This window comes from Streptomyces sannanensis (genome assembly GCF_039536205.1).
GTDB classification, from domain to species: Bacteria; Actinomycetota; Actinomycetes; order Streptomycetales; family Streptomycetaceae; genus Streptomyces; species Streptomyces sannanensis.
Genome location: NZ_BAAAYL010000001.1, coordinates 4,820,963 through 4,837,247, shown reverse-complemented (window position 1 = coordinate 4,837,247; position 16,285 = coordinate 4,820,963). Strand labels below are relative to the sequence as shown.

Sequence of the window (16,285 nt, the reverse complement as noted above, 5' to 3'; positions counted from 1 at the left end):
GACTCCGCGCCCCTCAGTAGACCGACTCGGCCTCGTCCATACGCTCCTCCGGCACCCTCTTCAGCGTCGTGATCGCGTCGGCCAGCGGCACCATGACCACGTCCGTGCCGCGCAGCGCGGTCATCTTTCCGTAGTCGCCGCGGTGCACCGCCTCCACCGCGTGCCACCCGAAGCGGGTGGCGAGCACCCTGTCGTACGCGGTCGGGGTGCCGCCGCGCTGGATGTGACCGAGGATGACCGGACGGGCCTCCTTGCCGAGGCGCTTCTCCAGTTCCACGGCGAGCCGGTTGCCGATGCCGGCGAAGCGTTCATGGCCGTAGACGTCGATCTCGCCCTTCTTGTAGTCCATGGTGCCCTCGGCCGGGTGGGCGCCCTCGGCGACACAGACGACGGCGAACTTCTTGCCGCGGTCGAAGCGTTCCTCGACCATCTTGACCAGGTCGGCGGGGTCGAAGGGCCGCTCCGGCAGGCAGATGCCGTGGGCGCCGGCCGCCATGCCGGACTCGAGCGCGATCCAGCCCGCGTGCCGCCCCATGACCTCGACGACCATGACCCGCTGGTGCGATTCGGCGGTGGTCTTGAGGCGGTCCATGGCCTCGGTGGCGACGGTGACGGCGGTGTCGAAGCCGAAGGTGCGGTCGGTCGCGGAGATGTCGTTGTCGATCGTCTTCGGTACGCCGACGACAGGCATTCCGGCGTCGGACAGCAGCCGCGCCGCGGTGAGGGTGCCCTCGCCGCCGATCGGGATGAGCGCGTCCAGGCCGTAGCGGCGGGACAGTTCGGCGCAGTTCTTCGCGGCTTCGCTCAGCCGGGCCCGCTCCAGGCGGGAGGAGCCCAGGATTGTTCCGCCACGGGCGAGGATGCCGCTGACGGCGTCGAGGTCGAGGGCGCGGAGGTGGCCTTCGAGGAGCCCCCTGAACCCGTCCTCGAAACCGACGACTTCGTCTCCGTGCCCGGTCAGGGCGCGGTGCACGACCGACCGGATCACAGCGTTCAGGCCGGGGCAGTCGCCGCCCGCGGTGAGCACTCCGATGCGCATGGTCCGATTATCGCGCTTTGGCCTGTGCCTGGCGCTTCCAGCCGCTCTATGGAAGCGGCAACTAGAGGACACGCAGAGGTATTGTCAAGAGGGCACGACCGGCCTGTCCGGCATTTCCGCGACATGAACAAGAACGGGAGAGCACGCGTGACGCGCAGCGTGTACGTGACCGGGATCGATCGGGGAGACGGCCGCCAGGTCATCGAGCTGGGAGTCATGGAGCTCCTGACCCGCCAGGTGGACCGCGTGGGCGTGTTCCGCCCGCTGGTGCACCACCGCCCCGACCGGATGTTCGATCTCCTCCGCGCACGCTACCGGCTCACCCAGGACCCGGCGTCCGTGTACGGCATGGACTACCACGAGGCCGCCGCGATCCAGGCCGAGAAGGGCACCGACGAGCTGGTCTCCGAGCTCGTCGACCGCTTCCACGCGGTGACCCGCGACTACGAGGTCGTGCTCGTCCTCGGCACCGACTTCGCGGACACCCAGCTCCCCGACGAGCTGGCCCTCAACGCCAGGCTCGCCAACGAGTTCGGCGCCTCCGTGATCCCCGTGGTGGGCGGCAAGGGCCAGCCCGCCGAGTCCGTACGGGCCGAGGCGCGCAACGCCCACCGCGCCTACCAGGGCCTGGGCTGCGACGTCCTCGCCATGGTCGTGAACCGGGTGGCCGCCGAGGACCGCACGGTCATCGCCGAGCGGCTCCAGGCCCGGCTGCCCGTCCCCTGCTACGTCCTCCCCGACGAGCCGGCGCTGTCCGCGCCCACGGTCGCCCAGATCACCCGCCACCTCGGCGGAACGGTTCTGCTCGGCGACGACTCCGGACTCGCCCGCGACGCCCTCGGCTTCGTCTTCGGCGGCGCGATGCTGCCGAACTTCCTCGCCGCCCTGACTCCCGGCTGCCTCGTCGTCACCCCTGGCGACCGCGCCGATCTGGTGGTCGGCTCCCTGGCCGCGCACAGCGCCGGCAACCCGCACATCGCGGGCGTGCTGCTCACCCTCGACGAGCGGCCGGGCGACGAGGTACTCACGCTCGCCGCCCGCCTCGCACCCGGCACCCCGGTGATCTCGGTGCCGGGCTACTCCTTCCCCACGGCCGCCGAACTCTTCGCCCTCGAAGGCAAGTTGACCGCCGCGACGCCCCTCAAGGCGGAGACCGCACTCGGCCTCTTCGAACGCCACGTCGACACCGCCGATCTGCTGCGCCGCCTCTCCGTCGCCCGCAGCGGCCGGGTCACCCCGATGATGTTCGAGCACGAACTGCTGGAGCAGGCCCGCGCCGACCGACGCCGGGTGGTGCTGCCCGAGGGCACCGAGGAGCGGGTGCTGCGCGCCGCCGACGTACTGCTGCGCCGCGACGTGTGCGAGCTGACGCTGCTGGGCGACCCCGACGTGATCGGCAGAATGGCCGCCGAGATGGGCGTCGATCTGTCCCGCACGCAGATCGTGAACCCCCAGACCTCGGAGCTGCGCGAACGGTTCGCCGAGCGGTACGCGGCGCTGCGCGCCCACAAGGGCGTCACGGTGGAGCTGGCGTACGACGTGGTGTCGGACGTCAACTACTTCGGCACCCTCATGGTCGAGGAGGGCCTCGCCGACGGCATGGTCTCCGGATCCGTGCACTCCACGGCCGCGACCATCCGCCCCGCCTTCGAAATCATCAAGACCAGGCCGGACGCCGGAATCGTCTCCTCCGTCTTCTTCATGTGCCTCGCCGAGGAGGTCCTCGTCTACGGAGACTGCGCGGTCAACCCCGACCCGGACGCCGAGCAGCTCGCCGACATCGCCGTCCAGTCGGCGGCCACCGCCGCCCGGTTCGGCGTCGAACCGCGGATCGCGATGCTCTCGTACTCCACCGGCACCTCCGGCACGGGCGCGGACGTCGACAAGGTGCGCACGGCCACCGGGCTCGTACGGGAGCGCCGCCCCGACCTCAAGATCGAGGGCCCGATCCAGTACGACGCGGCGGTCGAACCCTCCGTCGCCGCGACCAAGCTGCCCGGTTCCGAGGTGGCGGGACAGGCGAGCGTGCTGATCTTCCCGGACCTCAACACCGGCAACAACACCTACAAGGCCGTACAGCGCTCGGCCGGCGCCGTCGCCGTGGGTCCGGTGCTCCAGGGCCTGCGCAAGCCCGTCAACGACCTGTCGCGCGGTGCGCTCGTCCAGGACATCGTCAACACCGTCGCCATCACCGCGATCCAGGCCCAGGAGACCTCCATATGACCGCCGCCGCGCGCGACGCCAGCCGCGTCCTCGTCCTCAACTCCGGCTCCTCGTCGGTGAAGTACCAGCTGCTCGACATGCGCGAGGGCTCCCGGCTCGCCGTGGGCCTGGTCGAGCGCATCGGTGAGGAGACGTCCCGGCTGGTGCACACCCCGCTGGTGGGCGGCACCGGGCAGCGCGAGCGCAGCGGGGCCGTCCCCGACCACGCGGCCGCGCTGAAGGCCGTCGCCGAGGAGCTGGACGGTGACGGGCTCGGCCTCGACTCCCCCGAACTGGCCGCGATCGGGCACCGGGTGGTGCACGGCGGGCTCAGGTTCACCGAGCCCACCCTGATCGACGAGGAGGTACTGGCCGAGATCGAGCGTCTGGTGCCGGTCGCCCCGCTGCACAACCCGGCCAACCTGCTCGGTATCCGTACCGCCCAGGCGCTGCGCCCCGACCTGCCACAGGTCGCCGTCTTCGACACCGCCTTCCACGCGACGATGCCGGAGTACGCCGCCCGGTACGCCATCGACGTGACGACGGCCGACGCCCACCGCATCCGCCGCTACGGCTTCCACGGCACCTCGCACGCCTATGTGTCGCGCAGGACGGCGGAGCTGCTCGGCAAGTCGCCGGAGGAGGTGAACGTCATCGTGCTGCACCTCGGCAACGGCGCCTCGGCATCCGCCGTGCGCGGCGGGCGGTGCGTGGACACCTCGATGGGGCTGACCCCACTGGAGGGCCTGGTGATGGGCACCCGCTCCGGCGACATCGACCCGGCGGTCACCTTCCATCTGAAGCGGGTCGCCGGAATGTCGGAGGACGACGTCGACGTACTGCTCAACAAGAAGAGCGGTCTGGTCGGACTGTGCGGCGACAACGACATGCGGGAGATCCGGCGGCGGATCGACGCGGGCGACCAGCAGGCGCTGCTCGCCTTCGAGATCTACATTCACCGGCTGAAGAAGTACATCGGCGCCTATTACGCGGTGCTGGGGCGGGTGGACGCGGTGGTCTTCACCGCGGGCGTCGGCGAGAACGCCGCCCCGGTGCGGGAAGCCGCCATCACCGGACTGGAGGAGCTGGGACTCGCCGTGGACGGCGACCTCAACGCCGTACGGTCCGGAGAGCCGCGGCTGATCTCTCCGGCGCATGCGCGTGTCGCGGTGGCCGTGGTCCCGACGGATGAGGAACTGGAGATCGCCCGGCAGACCTATGCGCTCGTGAGCGGCCGAGAATACGACTGAGCAATACAACGGAGTAATACAGCTGAGCACCCGGCAGCCCATTTGCACTTTCCACCAGACGGAATATTTCGTTGAGAAACAAACCGATAGGATCCGCCTCATGCGCCGTTCCAAAATCGTCTGCACACTGGGCCCCGCCGTCGACTCCTACGAGCAGCTGAAAGCGCTGATCGAGGCCGGCATGAACGTGGCCCGGTTCAACATGAGCCACGGAACCCAGGCAGAGCACCAGGAGCGGTACGACCGCCTCCGCAGGGCGGTGGCGGACACCGGCCGCGCCGTGGGCGTGCTCGCGGACCTCCAGGGTCCGAAGATCCGCCTCGAGACCTTCGCCGAGGGCCCGGTCGAGCTGGTGCGCGGTGACGAGTTCGTCATCACCACCGAGGACGTCCCCGGTGACAAGTCCATCTGCGGCACCACGTACAAGGGCCTGCCGGGCGACGTCGCCCACGGCGACCAGATCCTCATCAACGACGGCAACGTCGAACTGAAGGTGACCGAGGTCGACGGCCCCCGGGTCAGGACCATCGTCATCGAAGGCGGAGTCATCTCCGACCACAAGGGCATCAACCTGCCCGGTGCGGCGGTCAACGTCCCGGCCCTGTCCGAGAAGGACGTCGAGGACCTCCGCTTCGCGCTCAGGATGGGCTGCGACTTCGTCGCCCTCTCCTTCGTCCGCGACGCGGACGACGTCAAGGACGTCCACAAGGTCATGGACGAGGTCGGCCGCCGCGTCCCGGTCATCGCCAAGGTCGAGAAGCCGCAGGCCGTCGACAACATGGCCGACGTCGTCGCGGCCTTCGACGGCGTCATGGTCGCCCGCGGCGACCTCGCCGTCGAGTACCCGCTCGAGCAGGTCCCGATGGTGCAGAAGCGGCTGATCGAGCTCTGCCGCCGCAACGCCAAGCCGGTGATCGTCGCGACCCAGATGATGGAGTCGATGATCACCAACTCCCGCCCGACCCGCGCCGAGGCCTCCGACGTCGCCAACGCCATCCTCGACGGCGCCGACGCCGTGATGCTGTCGGCCGAGTCGAGCGTGGGCGCGTACCCGATCGAGACGGTCAAGACGATGTCCAAGATCGTCCAGGCCGCGGAGCAGGAGCTCCTCTCCAAGGGCCTCCAGCCCCTGGTCCCCGGCAAGAAGCCGCGCACTCAGGGCGGCTCGATCGCCCGTGCGGCCTGCGAGATCGCCGACTTCCTCGGCGGCAAGGCCCTGATCGCCTTCACCAAGTCCGGCGACACGGCCCGCCGGCTGTGCCGCTACCGCGCTGTGCAGCCGATCCTGGCCTTCACGACGGACGAGTCCACCCTCAATCAGCTGACCCTGAGCTGGGGCGTCGAATCCTTCCTGGTCCCCTTCGTGGAGACCACGGACGCCATGGTCGAGCTGGTCGACGCCGAGCTGCTGAAGCTCCGGCGCTACAGCGAGGGCGACACGATGGTCATCACCGCCGGCTCCCCGCCCGGCGTGCCCGGCACGACCAACATGGTCCGCGTCCACCACATCGGAGGCGGCGCCCGCGACTGACGTCGCAATCGCGCGCACGACTCGTGGGCGGCAACCCGGCCGGGTTGCCGCCCACCGTTCGTCAATGGCGTGCCGAGTGACCATCACTTCGGGTGACGATACTGTCGAACGCGGGACCGCGCTCCGCGCCCACGCGCACACTCGCGTTCATGGGAGCAGTCATGGCTACTGGTCGAGCCGAAGAGGCCACCCCGGACAACTGGATGTTTCCGCCTGCTGAGGGCTGGACGATCGATCAGGTGAAAGACCTCGAGCTGCCCTTCGACTGGGAACTCTTGGACGGAGCGATCGTGGTCCGTGGGCAGACCAAGTACTGGCACAATCATGTGCGGGACGAACTCGCGGACAGATTGAAGCTGGCACGGACTCCTCCTTACAAGGTCGTCACCGAGCAGTGCGTGCTCTACGACGATCAGAACGCACCCAAGCCGGACGTGATCGTCTTCGACCCCACGGGGCTCGAATTCTTCGAACTCGAGTGTGTTCCTGTGGAGAAGCTCGCCCTGGTGGTCGAAGTGGTGTCACCCGGGTCCCGCCAGGACGACCGCATCCGCAAACCCGCTCTCTTCGCCGAGGCCCTGGTGCCCTACTACTGGCGGGTGGAGCTGGGGCGGGACCGGCAGATCGCCGTGCACGAGTTCTGGCTGCACCACAAGCACCGCGAATACATCGAGGCCCCGGAGCAGCCTGTGCACCGCAAGGTGCTCATCACGGATCACCCGTTCCCCGTGGAGATCGACCTCCGCCCCCTGGTCGGCTTCTGACCGGACGTCACGTTTACGCGGTACGAGCTGACCGTGGTGCCGGAAATGTTCGTGGCCCGCATCGTGCGATGCGGGCCACGAACATTTCCGCAGCTCCCGTGGGGGGTCAGTTGCCGCCGCCGGTGAAGAAGTTCTTCAGGCCCGGGACGGTGAGCGTGCCGCCGAACTGACCGGCCTGGGTGACCTTGCAGTCGGTGAAGAAGGCGAAGGGGACGTCCAGCGGGGGCGGGGTCTGCGGGCTGAACGTGACCGGGATGAGGCCGAAGAGGTTTCCCTTCAGCTCCTCCGTGTACATGGTGACCGTGCCGTTGCGGATGGTGGATGTGGAGCCCTTGTCCGAGGTGACATGGGCCGTGGTGCCGTCCGGGCCGACCACGAGCTGGTGGAGGTCCTTGATGTCGACCGACGTCGCGGTGAACTTCAGCACCTTCTTGATCTTGCCGCTGTAGGTCTTGACCTCGACGATGCCGTGGTACCGCAGGCCGCTCAGCGTCAGCATCGTGGTCTCCAGCTTCCACGGTTCGTCGGGCAGCCGCGGGATGCCCGTCTCCAGCTCGGCCGCGGCCAGCGCCTCCGGGTCCGCGGTGGGGCAGGGGAAGTGCGGCTTGGCACCGTCCGGGATGTCCTCGTCCTTGACCGGGTCCGTGCCCTTCGCTTCTTCGGGCAGTTCCTCGACCTTCGCGCCCGCCTTCTCGGCCGCGTCGCGGATGGCGTCGGCGGTCCTGTCGGTCTCGTCCTCGGCCGCGTCGGTCCTGGAGCCGGTGGCGGGCTTGGTGGCCGGCTTCCCGGCAGGTGCCTCGGCCGGCTTCCCGGCCGGCTTGGCGGGGGCGGTGGGGGCGCTGGGAGCTGTACTCGGGGGCGCCTTCTCCTCCTCGGACACGCCGAGCAGGTCCCCGAGCGCGTCGCCGACACCCAGCGGGTCGAGCGGGTCGGTGCCCCTGTCCGGTGTTCCCGTGGGCGTGGGCTCCGGGGCCGGGTCGGCCGCCTTGGGGGCGGTGGTCCCGTCCGCGTCGGGCCTGCCGGCGTCGGCCGACGGGCTTGCCCCCGGGGCTGGTTCCCTCTCGTCCGCGGTACCGGACGCCTGCGGGGACGGCGTCTCCGACGCCTCGGCGGAGGGCTTGTCCTCGTCGGCCTTGTCGTCCTCGTCCTTCGACGCGGACTCGGAGGGCGACGGCGACACCGGCTCGTCCGAGCGCGTCACACACGGCCCCGGGGCGAACGGTATCTCGCCGTCGTCGGCGATCGCGAGCCTGGGCGTGAGCCCCATGCCGACGAACACCGCCGTGGGCATCGCGGCCAGGGCCATGGCCTTGCCCGCGGGTATACGGACCTTGGTCAGCAACGACTTCTTGGGGGCCGCGTGACGCGGCCCCGTTCTCTCACGGGATCCGTCGCCTCCAGCCGCTGTCAGCTGTGTGTCGTCACCCCGCACTGTTCCTCCCGCCGTTGGCGTCGACTGTCGCGTCCGTGGTGCTCTCACCGACGCCCTCGCCGCTCTCCTGAGCGTGCACCGCGTCGTCCTCGGGGGCGCCGTCCTTCGCCGCCCGGCGGACCGCCCTGCGGCCCGGCTGCTTCTCCGGCACCCAGGCGACGGAGAGGGCACCGCCGAGCATGGCGAACAGGAAGCCGATGAAGAAGCCGCCCAGGTTCGACACCGGGATCGAGACCAGGGCCAGCAGAATCGAGGCGATACCGGCGAAGACCCGCACGATGCTGTGGAACCACATGGTCAGACCCAGCGTCACCAGCAGCACCCCGATGATGAGCGAACCGGCGCCGGCCGTGGTCGCCAGGGCGAGCGTCATATGGCCGAGCTTGAAGGTGGCGTACGGGAAGTAGGCGATCGGCAGTCCGCCGAGAATGGTGAACAGCCCCGCCCAGAAGGGACGGCTGCCCCGCCAGTCGCGGAAGCGGCGCCGGAAGACGCGGAGAAAGTGCTCGTGCTGCCCCTGTGACTCGGCGCTCATGGAAAACGCTCCCTGGAACCGGTGTTGCTCTGAGAAAGAAAAGAGGCGGGCGGGCCGGACAGCCGTGGGGACCGTCCGGGCCGCCCGCGAGGAGCGTCCTAGTTGACGTCCTTGTCCTGGAAGCACTCGTTCTGAACGGCCTTGTCGCCGGCGTACAGACGCAGCTTCAGACCACTGAGCTCGAAGCTGGCGGCGGTGGTCGCCCACGCCTTCTGCTTCACATCGGTCAGCACCGCGCGGTCCGCCTGCTGGGCGAAGCCGCCGGGGTTGACGTTCTCCTTCGGCTTGATCGGAGCACCCTTGCCGCCCATGTCGGGGTTGCCGGTGTCCTTGGTCGCGACGCCGATGTCGATGTTCTCGAACTTCGCGTCACCGTCGAGCTGGGAGATGTCGAGGTAAAGGTTGCTGGCCTTGACCGCGTGCGCCTCGTCCGGACCGGCCTCGAGCCGCATACCGATCTTGCCGAACACCGGCACGTCCGGGGTGACCACGGACTGGCACATGCCGACGATCTTGGCGCTCTTGAACGACGAGATCGCGACCGGGCGAATGGTCTTGCCCTCGCCCTTGACGTCCGTGTAGCCGGCGTCAAGACCGCCGTACTGCGCGAACCCGCGGCCGTCCAGGTACTTGGCCGTGACCTTGAACTCCTGGCCGGAGACCGCGAACGAGGCGGCGAGCGCCCCTTGGGCCATGCCGACGCCTATCGCGGCCGTCGCGGCCACGCTCGGGACCATGACGACGGCGAACCGCTTCCATCTGGTCCCACCACGAACCTGGGACTTCATGAGTTTCCTCCTTCTCGGACGTACATCTCCGGTCCGGGCAGGGGCCCGTCCTGGGATGGGAGAAGTGCTACGTCCTCGGGAAGAAAGCGCCGCAGCCGGAGGCGCGCATCGCGTCCAGACATCCGGCGATCACCCCCGAGCGACAACCACTGGCCACGCCTTCGCGCAACCGAACTGGACAGGCCCTGCCGACGAGACAGAGACCCCCCTGTCCAAGAGCCGGTGACGTCGTCGCCGACCCGCCCGGTGGGGACCCAAGGTCTGCCGCGGCACCGAGTGGTTGTCGGGCCGGTGCGGTTGGGACCGAGCGTGGCCGATCGTGGTGCATTCGGGGCCGGGGCACAAGAGGTCCCGTTACTCGCTAGTAACGGTGGGGTGAACACGCCCCGTCCGCACGGCGGCGAGCAGCGACAGAGGGTGCCGTCAAGCCGTCCACAAAAGGAGGCCAAGGGGCACTAAAACCGGACAGACAGGGCCCCTCGGTTTACTGGAAGTAACAGCGGCCGCGTTTCCCAAGTTTTGGCAAAGCGCGGCCGCGTTGTGTCTCCGTGTCAACAAATCGTCAGCGGCGCACCGGGCGCCACCACGACATCAGAAGAGAACCCTCGCAAGGGCCGTACGGGCCGCCGTCACCCGCGAATCCTCCGCGCCGACGACCTCGAAGAGCTCCAGCAGCCGCACCCGCGCCGCGTCCCGGTCCTCGCCCGCCGTACGGCGGACCGTCTCGACGAGCCGGCCGAAGGCGTCGTTGACATGACCGCCGACCAGGTCGAGGTCGGCCGCGTCGATCTGCGCCCGCACGTCGTCCGGGTTGTCGGCCGCGCTCTTACGGACCTGCTGGGCGTCCAGGCCCTGCACACGGGAGAGCAGTTCGGCCTGGGCAAGCCCCAGCTTGGCCTCGGGGTTGGTCGGGTCGTCGACCAGCACGTTCTTGTACGCCTGGACGGCACCGCCGAGGTCGCCGGCGTCCAGCGCCTGCGCCGCCGCCTCCAGCAGGGCGTCGTACGGGCCGGCCGGGACGGCGGGCCGCACACCCTCCGCGGCCGCGTCGGCGTCGACGGCGAGCCCGGTGAGACCGAAGCGGTCCTCGGCGACCTGGATCAGCTGGTCGAGGGTGGCCCGGATCTGCGCCTCGGGAGCCGCGCCCTGGAAGAGCGGCAGCGCCTGACCGGCGACGACCGCGAAGACCGCCGGAATGCCCTGGATCCCGAACTGCTGCATCAGCATCTGATTGGCGTCGACGTCGATCTTCGCCAGCAGGAAACGGCCGTTGTAGTCGACCGCCAGCCGCTCCAGCAGCGGGCCGAGCTGCTTGCACGGCTCGCACCATTCGGCCCAGAAGTCGATGACGACCGGAACCTCGTTGGAGCGCATGAGAACGTCGCGCTCGAAGCCCGCCTCATCGACGTCGATCACCAGGCTCGCAGGGGACACGGCGCCACCGCCGCCCTGCCGGGCGGCCTCCGCCCGCACCTGCTCGGCCTTGGCCTTGGCCTCTCCGGCCGCCTTCACCGCGGCGAGGTCGACGGCGCCGCTCACTGACATGTTCCTAGGCTGCTGCTGCATGAGTACATCCTCCCCCTTCCGCGCGCATGCCGTGACGATCCCGTCGTACGCGAACCGGGCCCGCCCGCGGCCACGCCGGTGTGCGGGCCCCTGACGGACTCGGTCCGTTTCCTGCTGTGCGGCGCTTGGGTCCCCACCCGGGCGCCAGTGGTCGTCGCTCGAGCCGATCAAGACTTTCGGCTTTCGCTACGAGCCGTAGCGTAACTGGACGGGGACGCACCGGAACAGGCGTTCACCGGTGATCTCCCTCACGGGCCGTTCGGCAAACACTCCCCCGTGCGATAGCTACCGGCGGGTATGGTCTCCGGCATGCCGAGCCGCAACCCTTCCCAGAGCGCCCGGACCGGCCGCCCGCGCAGCGCCGCGGCCGACGCCGCGATCCTGGACGCCACCAGGGCGGCCCTGGTCGAGCTGGGCTGGTCCAAACTGACGCTGGGGGATGTGGCCAGCCGTGCGGGGGTCGCCAAGACGACCCTGTATCGCCGCTGGCCGGGCAAGAACGAACTCGTCGTGGACGCCGTCGCCGTCCTCTTCGACGAACTGGAGGTACCGGACCGGGGCAGCCTCGCGGCCGACATCGAGGGTGTGGTGCTGGAGTTCGCGGCACTGCTGGAGCGCCCGGAGGCCCGTACGGCCCTGATGGCCGTAGTGGCCGAGTCCACCCGGGACGAGGCCCTGCGGGAACGCATCCGGGACTCGATCGTCGACCGCCAGAAACGGCTGGTCCTGCTGGGCCGCAGACGCGCCCAGGCCCGCGGCGAGCTGCCCCCCGCACCGGACGAGGCCTCCGCGGCGCATGTCGACGACCTGATCTTCGACGTGATCGCGGGCGCGGTGGTCCACCGCGCCCTGGTCAGCGCGGAACCGGTCGACAAGGAGTGGATACGCGGACTGACGGGCCTGCTGCTGGGCGGACTGTCCGCGGCAACGGAGGCCTGAGCGCGTCCGGGGCCGCGTCGGCCGCCCGCGTCACAAGGCGATCAGCCGTACGAATCCTTCCCACTGGGCCGCGGTGAACGTCAGCACGTCACCGTCGAGGGGCCGCTTGGAGTCACGGACATGGACGAGATCGGGGGACGCGTCAACCTCGACGCATTCGCCGCCTGCGCCGCCGCTGTAGCTGCTCTTGAACCAAGCGTACGTCTACGATGCGGCCGGCCGACTGCGACAGGCGTGGAATCCGCAGATCAGCCCGTCGCTCAAGACCGAGTACAGCTATGACGCGGCGGGCCGGGTCATCGGTCTGACCCCGGCCGGTGAACTTCCCTGGTCCTTCACCTACGGCAAGGCCGGCAACGCCGCCACCACCGGTGAAGGCATGCTTCTCAATGCGTCCCGCTCCGGCCTGAAGCAGGGCACCAGCGACGTCCAGGAGGGCACCGCGACGACTTCCGTCGTCTACGACGTTCCGCTCACCGGTACGGCAGCGCCGTACAAGATGGGTGCGGCTGACGTGAAGACGTGGGGCCAGCTCGACGCGCCGACGGACGCCACCGCTGTCTTCCCGGCCGATGTCGTCCCCGCGTCCAACGAAGGCAGTGGCCTGACGGCCAGCTCCTACGCCCGTGCCGAGGTCACCTACATGGGCGTGTCGGGACGGACCGTCAACGCGGCAACTCCTGGCGGGCACATCACCACCACGGAGTACGACCGGTTCGGTAACAAGGTCCGCGAACTCAGCGCCGTCAACCGGGCCGTCGCCCTGGGCGCCACCGCGGCCGACAGGGCGCTTCAGGCCGATCTGGGCATCGGCCAGCTCACCAGCGCCGAGCGTGCCGACCTGCTCACCACGAGGTCCGTCTACGACGAGAACGGCACCCGTGAGCTGGAGGAGTTCGGCCCGCTGCGGCGCGTCGACCTCGCGGCTGACCTGAAGTCCGGAACCACCACCCTGGTTCCCGCGGGTACGTCTGTCACCGCCCGCACCTGGACGGTCAACGAGTACGACGCCGGTCGGCCCACCGACGGAACGGCGAAGGTCAAGGACCAGATCACCAAGACCACGACCGGCGCCCAGGTCCGGGAGCACCCCACCGTGCTCGGTGAGGCCCGGGCTCGGCAGACGGTTTACGACTGGGCGCTCGGCCTGCCGACGAAGACCATCAAGGACCCCGGTGGCCTCGCGATCACCGAGACCACCGAGTACGACGCCCAGGGGCGCGTCACCAAGCAGCTCCTGCCCGGCGCGACCGGCACGGACACCTCGACCCGGTTGACCACGTACTGGTCCGCGAGCGGAACGGGCACCTGCCAGGGCCGCCCGGAATGGGCCGACCTGGTGTGCTCCACCGGCCCGGCCGGTGCCATCACCGGCGGCGGCACCAACCCGACTCAGCTGCCGACCACGACCACCGAGTACAACTGGTGGGGCAACCCGGCCAAGGCCATCGAGACGGCCAACGGCGTCACCCGCACCACCACGACCACGTACGACAACGCAGGACGGCAGACCAAGGTCGCCGTCACGGGCGGCGTCGGCCAGGCGGTGCCGGAGTCCACCACCGAGTACGACCCGGCCACCGGCCAGGCCGTCAAGACCACTTCACCGACCGGCGGAACGATCACCAAGGCGTACGACAAACTCGGCCGCCCCATCTCCTATACCGACGCCGACGGCGGTGTCACCACAACCGAGTACGACCTGCTGAACAGGCCGGTCAAGGTCGGTGACAACGTGCCGTCAACCGTCACCTACACCTACGATCACACCGTCGAGCCGCGCGGTCTGGCCACCAAGACCACCGACTCCGTCGCCGGCGCCTTCCAGGCCACCTATGACGCCGAGGGTCAGGTCAGGACCGAGAAGCTGCCCGGCGGTTACACCCTCACGGTCACCAAGGAGACCACCGGCAGCACGCTGCAGCGGACCTATACCCGCGACAGCGACGGTACGGTCGTCTACTCCGACACCGTGACAGAGTCCATCCACGGGCAGGTCGCCTCGCACGACGGCTGGTCCGACCAGACCTACCGTTACGACGCGATCGGCCGCCTGGTCACCGTCGAGGACACCGCGGACACCGTTTGCGAGCGGCGCAGCTACACCTTCGACGGGCGTACCAACCGCAAGACCCGCACCACCACGACAGCGGCCCCTGGCCTGGACTGCACCACCACGGGAGGCATCACCACCAGCCACACCTACGACAGCGCCGACCGGCTCATCGACACCGGCTACACCTACGACGCCTTCGGCCGCACCACCGCCCTGCCCGGGAGCACCATCGGCTACTACGCCAACGACCTGGCCTACCAGCAGATTTCCGGTGGCAAGCGTCAGACCTGGCAGCTCGACGCCGACCTGCGCTTCCGTTCCTGGAAGGTCGAAACGGGCAGCGGCAGCACCTGGACCCAGACTGGTTCCAAGCTCAACCACTACGCGGGCGACGGTGACAACCCGCGGTGGATCGTCGAGGACACCGCCACGGGCACCATGACCCGCAATGTGAGCTCGGCGACCGGCGACCTGGCGGCCACCACCAGCAAGACCGGCGACGCCGTCCTGCACCTCACCACCATCCATGGTGACGTCGCGCTCCAGCTCCCGCTGGACACCAGCAAGGCGCCCGTGGCCCTGGACGGCGACGAGTACGGCAACCCACGCGCCGGCCAGGCGGCCACCCGCTACAACTGGCTCGGGGCCAAGCAGCGCTCCACCGAGACCCTCACCGGCCTCACCCTCATGGGCGTCCGCCTCTACAACCCGAACACCGGACGCTTCCTCTCCATCGACCCCGTCTACGGTGGCGGCGACAACGCCTACGCCTACCCCGGCGACCCGGTCAACCAGTTCGACCTCGACGGCAAGAGCTGGTGGAGCAAAATAAAGCGCGGTGTCAAGAAGGTTGGTCGGGTTGCCTGGAAATATAAGTGGGACATCGCACTGACCGCCGCCGGCTTCATCCCTGGCGTCGGCGCAGTCGCATGGGGCATACGGGGATACCGCGCCTACCGCGCCGTACGAGCTGTGCGGGCCGCCAGACACGCGGCACCGAGGGTCCGCTCCATCAGCCGCTACGCGCGCGCGGGTAAGCACAGGGCACCACGAGTCAACGGCCGATCTATCAGAGGCTGCCTCTCCTATGGAGCAGGGCTCTGGGGCGCTGTCTCTACGGCTGGCTACGTCGTGCGAGGCAAGAGCGTGAACGGAGACGTGGTCGGCGGAGCCATGACCATGGGGGCGGGGTGGCATCTTGGCCGCTACGCTCGCCGAGGTCACTGTTAGGACACTGCACCCGCAACCGCGTCTTTGAGCGATGATAGGGGACCGGGTGGCGCGCCTTATCGCTGCGCCACCCGGTCACCCGAGATCTGCTCTTGAACAGCGGCAGGAGAAGACGAGGAAACCATGAGCGATGCGGACAGGAATACGCGAAATCGGGTGGCTCTCTGCCTGGCTTATATGTGGCTGCTACTCGTAGGGGCAGCCGGTGCTGCGGCGACACAGCCGGGGGGGTTCATTGATCATCTTCTGGGATACGTTTCACGTACATCGACCATCATTGTTTCGATCGCCGTATTCCTCTATGCCGCCTTAGCTCCTGTGGTGGCACCTGTGTTCATCTCGCCAAGTGCGAGCATCAGGCCGACCGGGCCCTGGTCCCGCTTTACGGCTGGACTTCACCTCCTGGTCCTAAGCGCTTTTTGTATCTTTGCCTCCGGCCTCCTGCAGGGTGCAGGAGGCGTGATCGGCAGAGTCAAGGCTGTTGGTCAATTTCTCTTGGCACCTGGGTTCCTCATTGTGGCCGTATTGGTCGCTGCCTACTGTCTATGGTCGCCAGTCGTCTGGCCGACCGGCGCGTACCTTCGCGGACTGGCCAAAAGGCCGAAGGGGCGACATGCGGGGCCGTCGTCATGATAGTGAACCCTCTCGGTACGACGGCCACAGGCGATGGACAGATGCGACGACATACGGCGGTGCGGGAACCTCGGGAACATCACGAAGCTTTCCCGGCTTCTGCGCCAGAGCCGATCGGCGCCGGGGAGCGCGCTCCCCAGATCTCCTCGAAGAAGAGTGACGCCCCCCTGGCCGGCTGGCCTGTCCCGCGCGCCGGCATCCGCATCGCTCGCGGCGGTCGGTGTCGTCGCTCACCAACCGCTACGGCTACCCCGGCGACCCCGTCAACCAGTACGACCTCGACGGAAGGAACTGGTTCAAGAAACAATGGAACCGGTTCA

10 protein-coding genes and 2 pseudogenes are annotated in these 16,285 nt (G+C 68.9%); 6 read left to right on the top strand and 6 right to left on the bottom strand.

Annotated elements, in window-relative coordinates; all coding sequences use genetic code 11:
* Positions 1–13 precede the first annotated feature (13 nt).
* Positions 14–1,039, bottom strand: a complete 1,026-nt coding sequence (locus ABD858_RS22760) for an ATP-dependent 6-phosphofructokinase (RefSeq protein ID WP_345040586.1) — start codon at positions 1,037–1,039, stop codon at positions 14–16.
* Positions 1,040–1,186: 147 nt separating this feature from the next.
* Between ABD858_RS22760 and pta the strand changes: the two genes are divergently transcribed.
* The 4 genes from pta (at position 1,187) to ABD858_RS22740 (ending at position 6,786) form a co-directional block, all read left to right on the top strand.
* A complete protein-coding gene (gene pta / locus ABD858_RS22755; RefSeq protein WP_345040584.1) occupies positions 1,187–3,262 on the top strand; it encodes a phosphate acetyltransferase in 2,076 nt (691 codons plus the stop codon).
* The gene (locus tag ABD858_RS22750; protein ID WP_345040582.1) at positions 3,259–4,491 is read left to right on the top strand and encodes an acetate kinase; all 1,233 of its coding nucleotides are present in this window, start codon (positions 3,259–3,261) and stop codon (positions 4,489–4,491) included. Before pta ends, ABD858_RS22750 begins: the two co-directional genes overlap by 4 nt.
* A gap of 100 nt (positions 4,492–4,591) precedes the next feature.
* Positions 4,592–6,022, top strand: coding sequence for a pyruvate kinase (gene pyk / locus ABD858_RS22745; RefSeq protein ID WP_345040579.1), 1,431 nt, complete (start codon positions 4,592–4,594; stop codon positions 6,020–6,022).
* A gap of 161 nt (positions 6,023–6,183) precedes the next feature.
* Positions 6,184–6,786 carry a Uma2 family endonuclease gene (locus ABD858_RS22740; RefSeq protein WP_345040577.1) on the top strand — a complete coding sequence of 201 codons (603 nt, stop codon included), beginning with the start codon at positions 6,184–6,186 and terminating at the stop codon, positions 6,784–6,786.
* Positions 6,787–6,892: 106 nt separating this feature from the next.
* Here ABD858_RS22740 and ABD858_RS22735 read toward each other — a convergent pair whose 3' ends face one another.
* The 4 genes from ABD858_RS22735 to ABD858_RS22720 all read right to left on the bottom strand — a co-directional run bounded on the left by ABD858_RS22735 (position 6,893) and on the right by ABD858_RS22720 (position 11,086).
* A complete protein-coding gene (locus ABD858_RS22735) occupies positions 6,893–8,218 on the bottom strand; it encodes a hypothetical protein (protein WP_345040575.1) in 1,326 nt (441 codons plus the stop codon).
* Positions 8,208–8,753 (bottom strand): DUF6114 domain-containing protein, encoded by a 546-nt coding sequence (locus tag ABD858_RS22730; RefSeq protein WP_345040572.1) that lies wholly within the window; start codon positions 8,751–8,753, stop codon positions 8,208–8,210. Before ABD858_RS22730 ends, ABD858_RS22735 begins: the two co-directional genes overlap by 11 nt.
* 98 nt (positions 8,754–8,851) lie before the next feature.
* A complete protein-coding gene (locus tag ABD858_RS22725) occupies positions 8,852–9,541 on the bottom strand; it encodes a DUF6230 family protein (RefSeq protein ID WP_345040570.1) in 690 nt (229 codons plus the stop codon).
* A 591-nt stretch (positions 9,542–10,132) separates the two neighbouring features.
* Complete coding sequence (locus ABD858_RS22720; protein ID WP_345044777.1) at positions 10,133–11,086, bottom strand: tetratricopeptide repeat protein; 954 nt, start codon at positions 11,084–11,086, stop codon at positions 10,133–10,135.
* Positions 11,087–11,416: 330 nt separating this feature from the next.
* On the opposite strand from ABD858_RS22720, the gene ABD858_RS22715 reads away from it, so the two are divergent.
* Entirely contained in the window at positions 11,417–12,046 is a 630-nt protein-coding gene (locus ABD858_RS22715) for a TetR/AcrR family transcriptional regulator (protein WP_345040567.1), read from the top strand.
* Positions 12,047–12,076: 30 nt separating this feature from the next.
* Here the strand turns inward: ABD858_RS22715 and ABD858_RS22710 are convergent.
* Positions 12,077–12,184, bottom strand: a pseudogene (locus tag ABD858_RS22710) (DUF397 domain-containing protein); the annotation flags it as partial.
* A 55-nt stretch (positions 12,185–12,239) separates the two neighbouring features.
* On the opposite strand from ABD858_RS22710, the pseudogene ABD858_RS22705 reads away from it, so the two are divergent.
* Positions 12,240–15,332 (top strand): annotated as a pseudogene (locus tag ABD858_RS22705) (RHS repeat-associated core domain-containing protein); the annotation flags it as partial.
* Between the last annotated feature and the right edge of the window lie 953 nt (positions 15,333–16,285).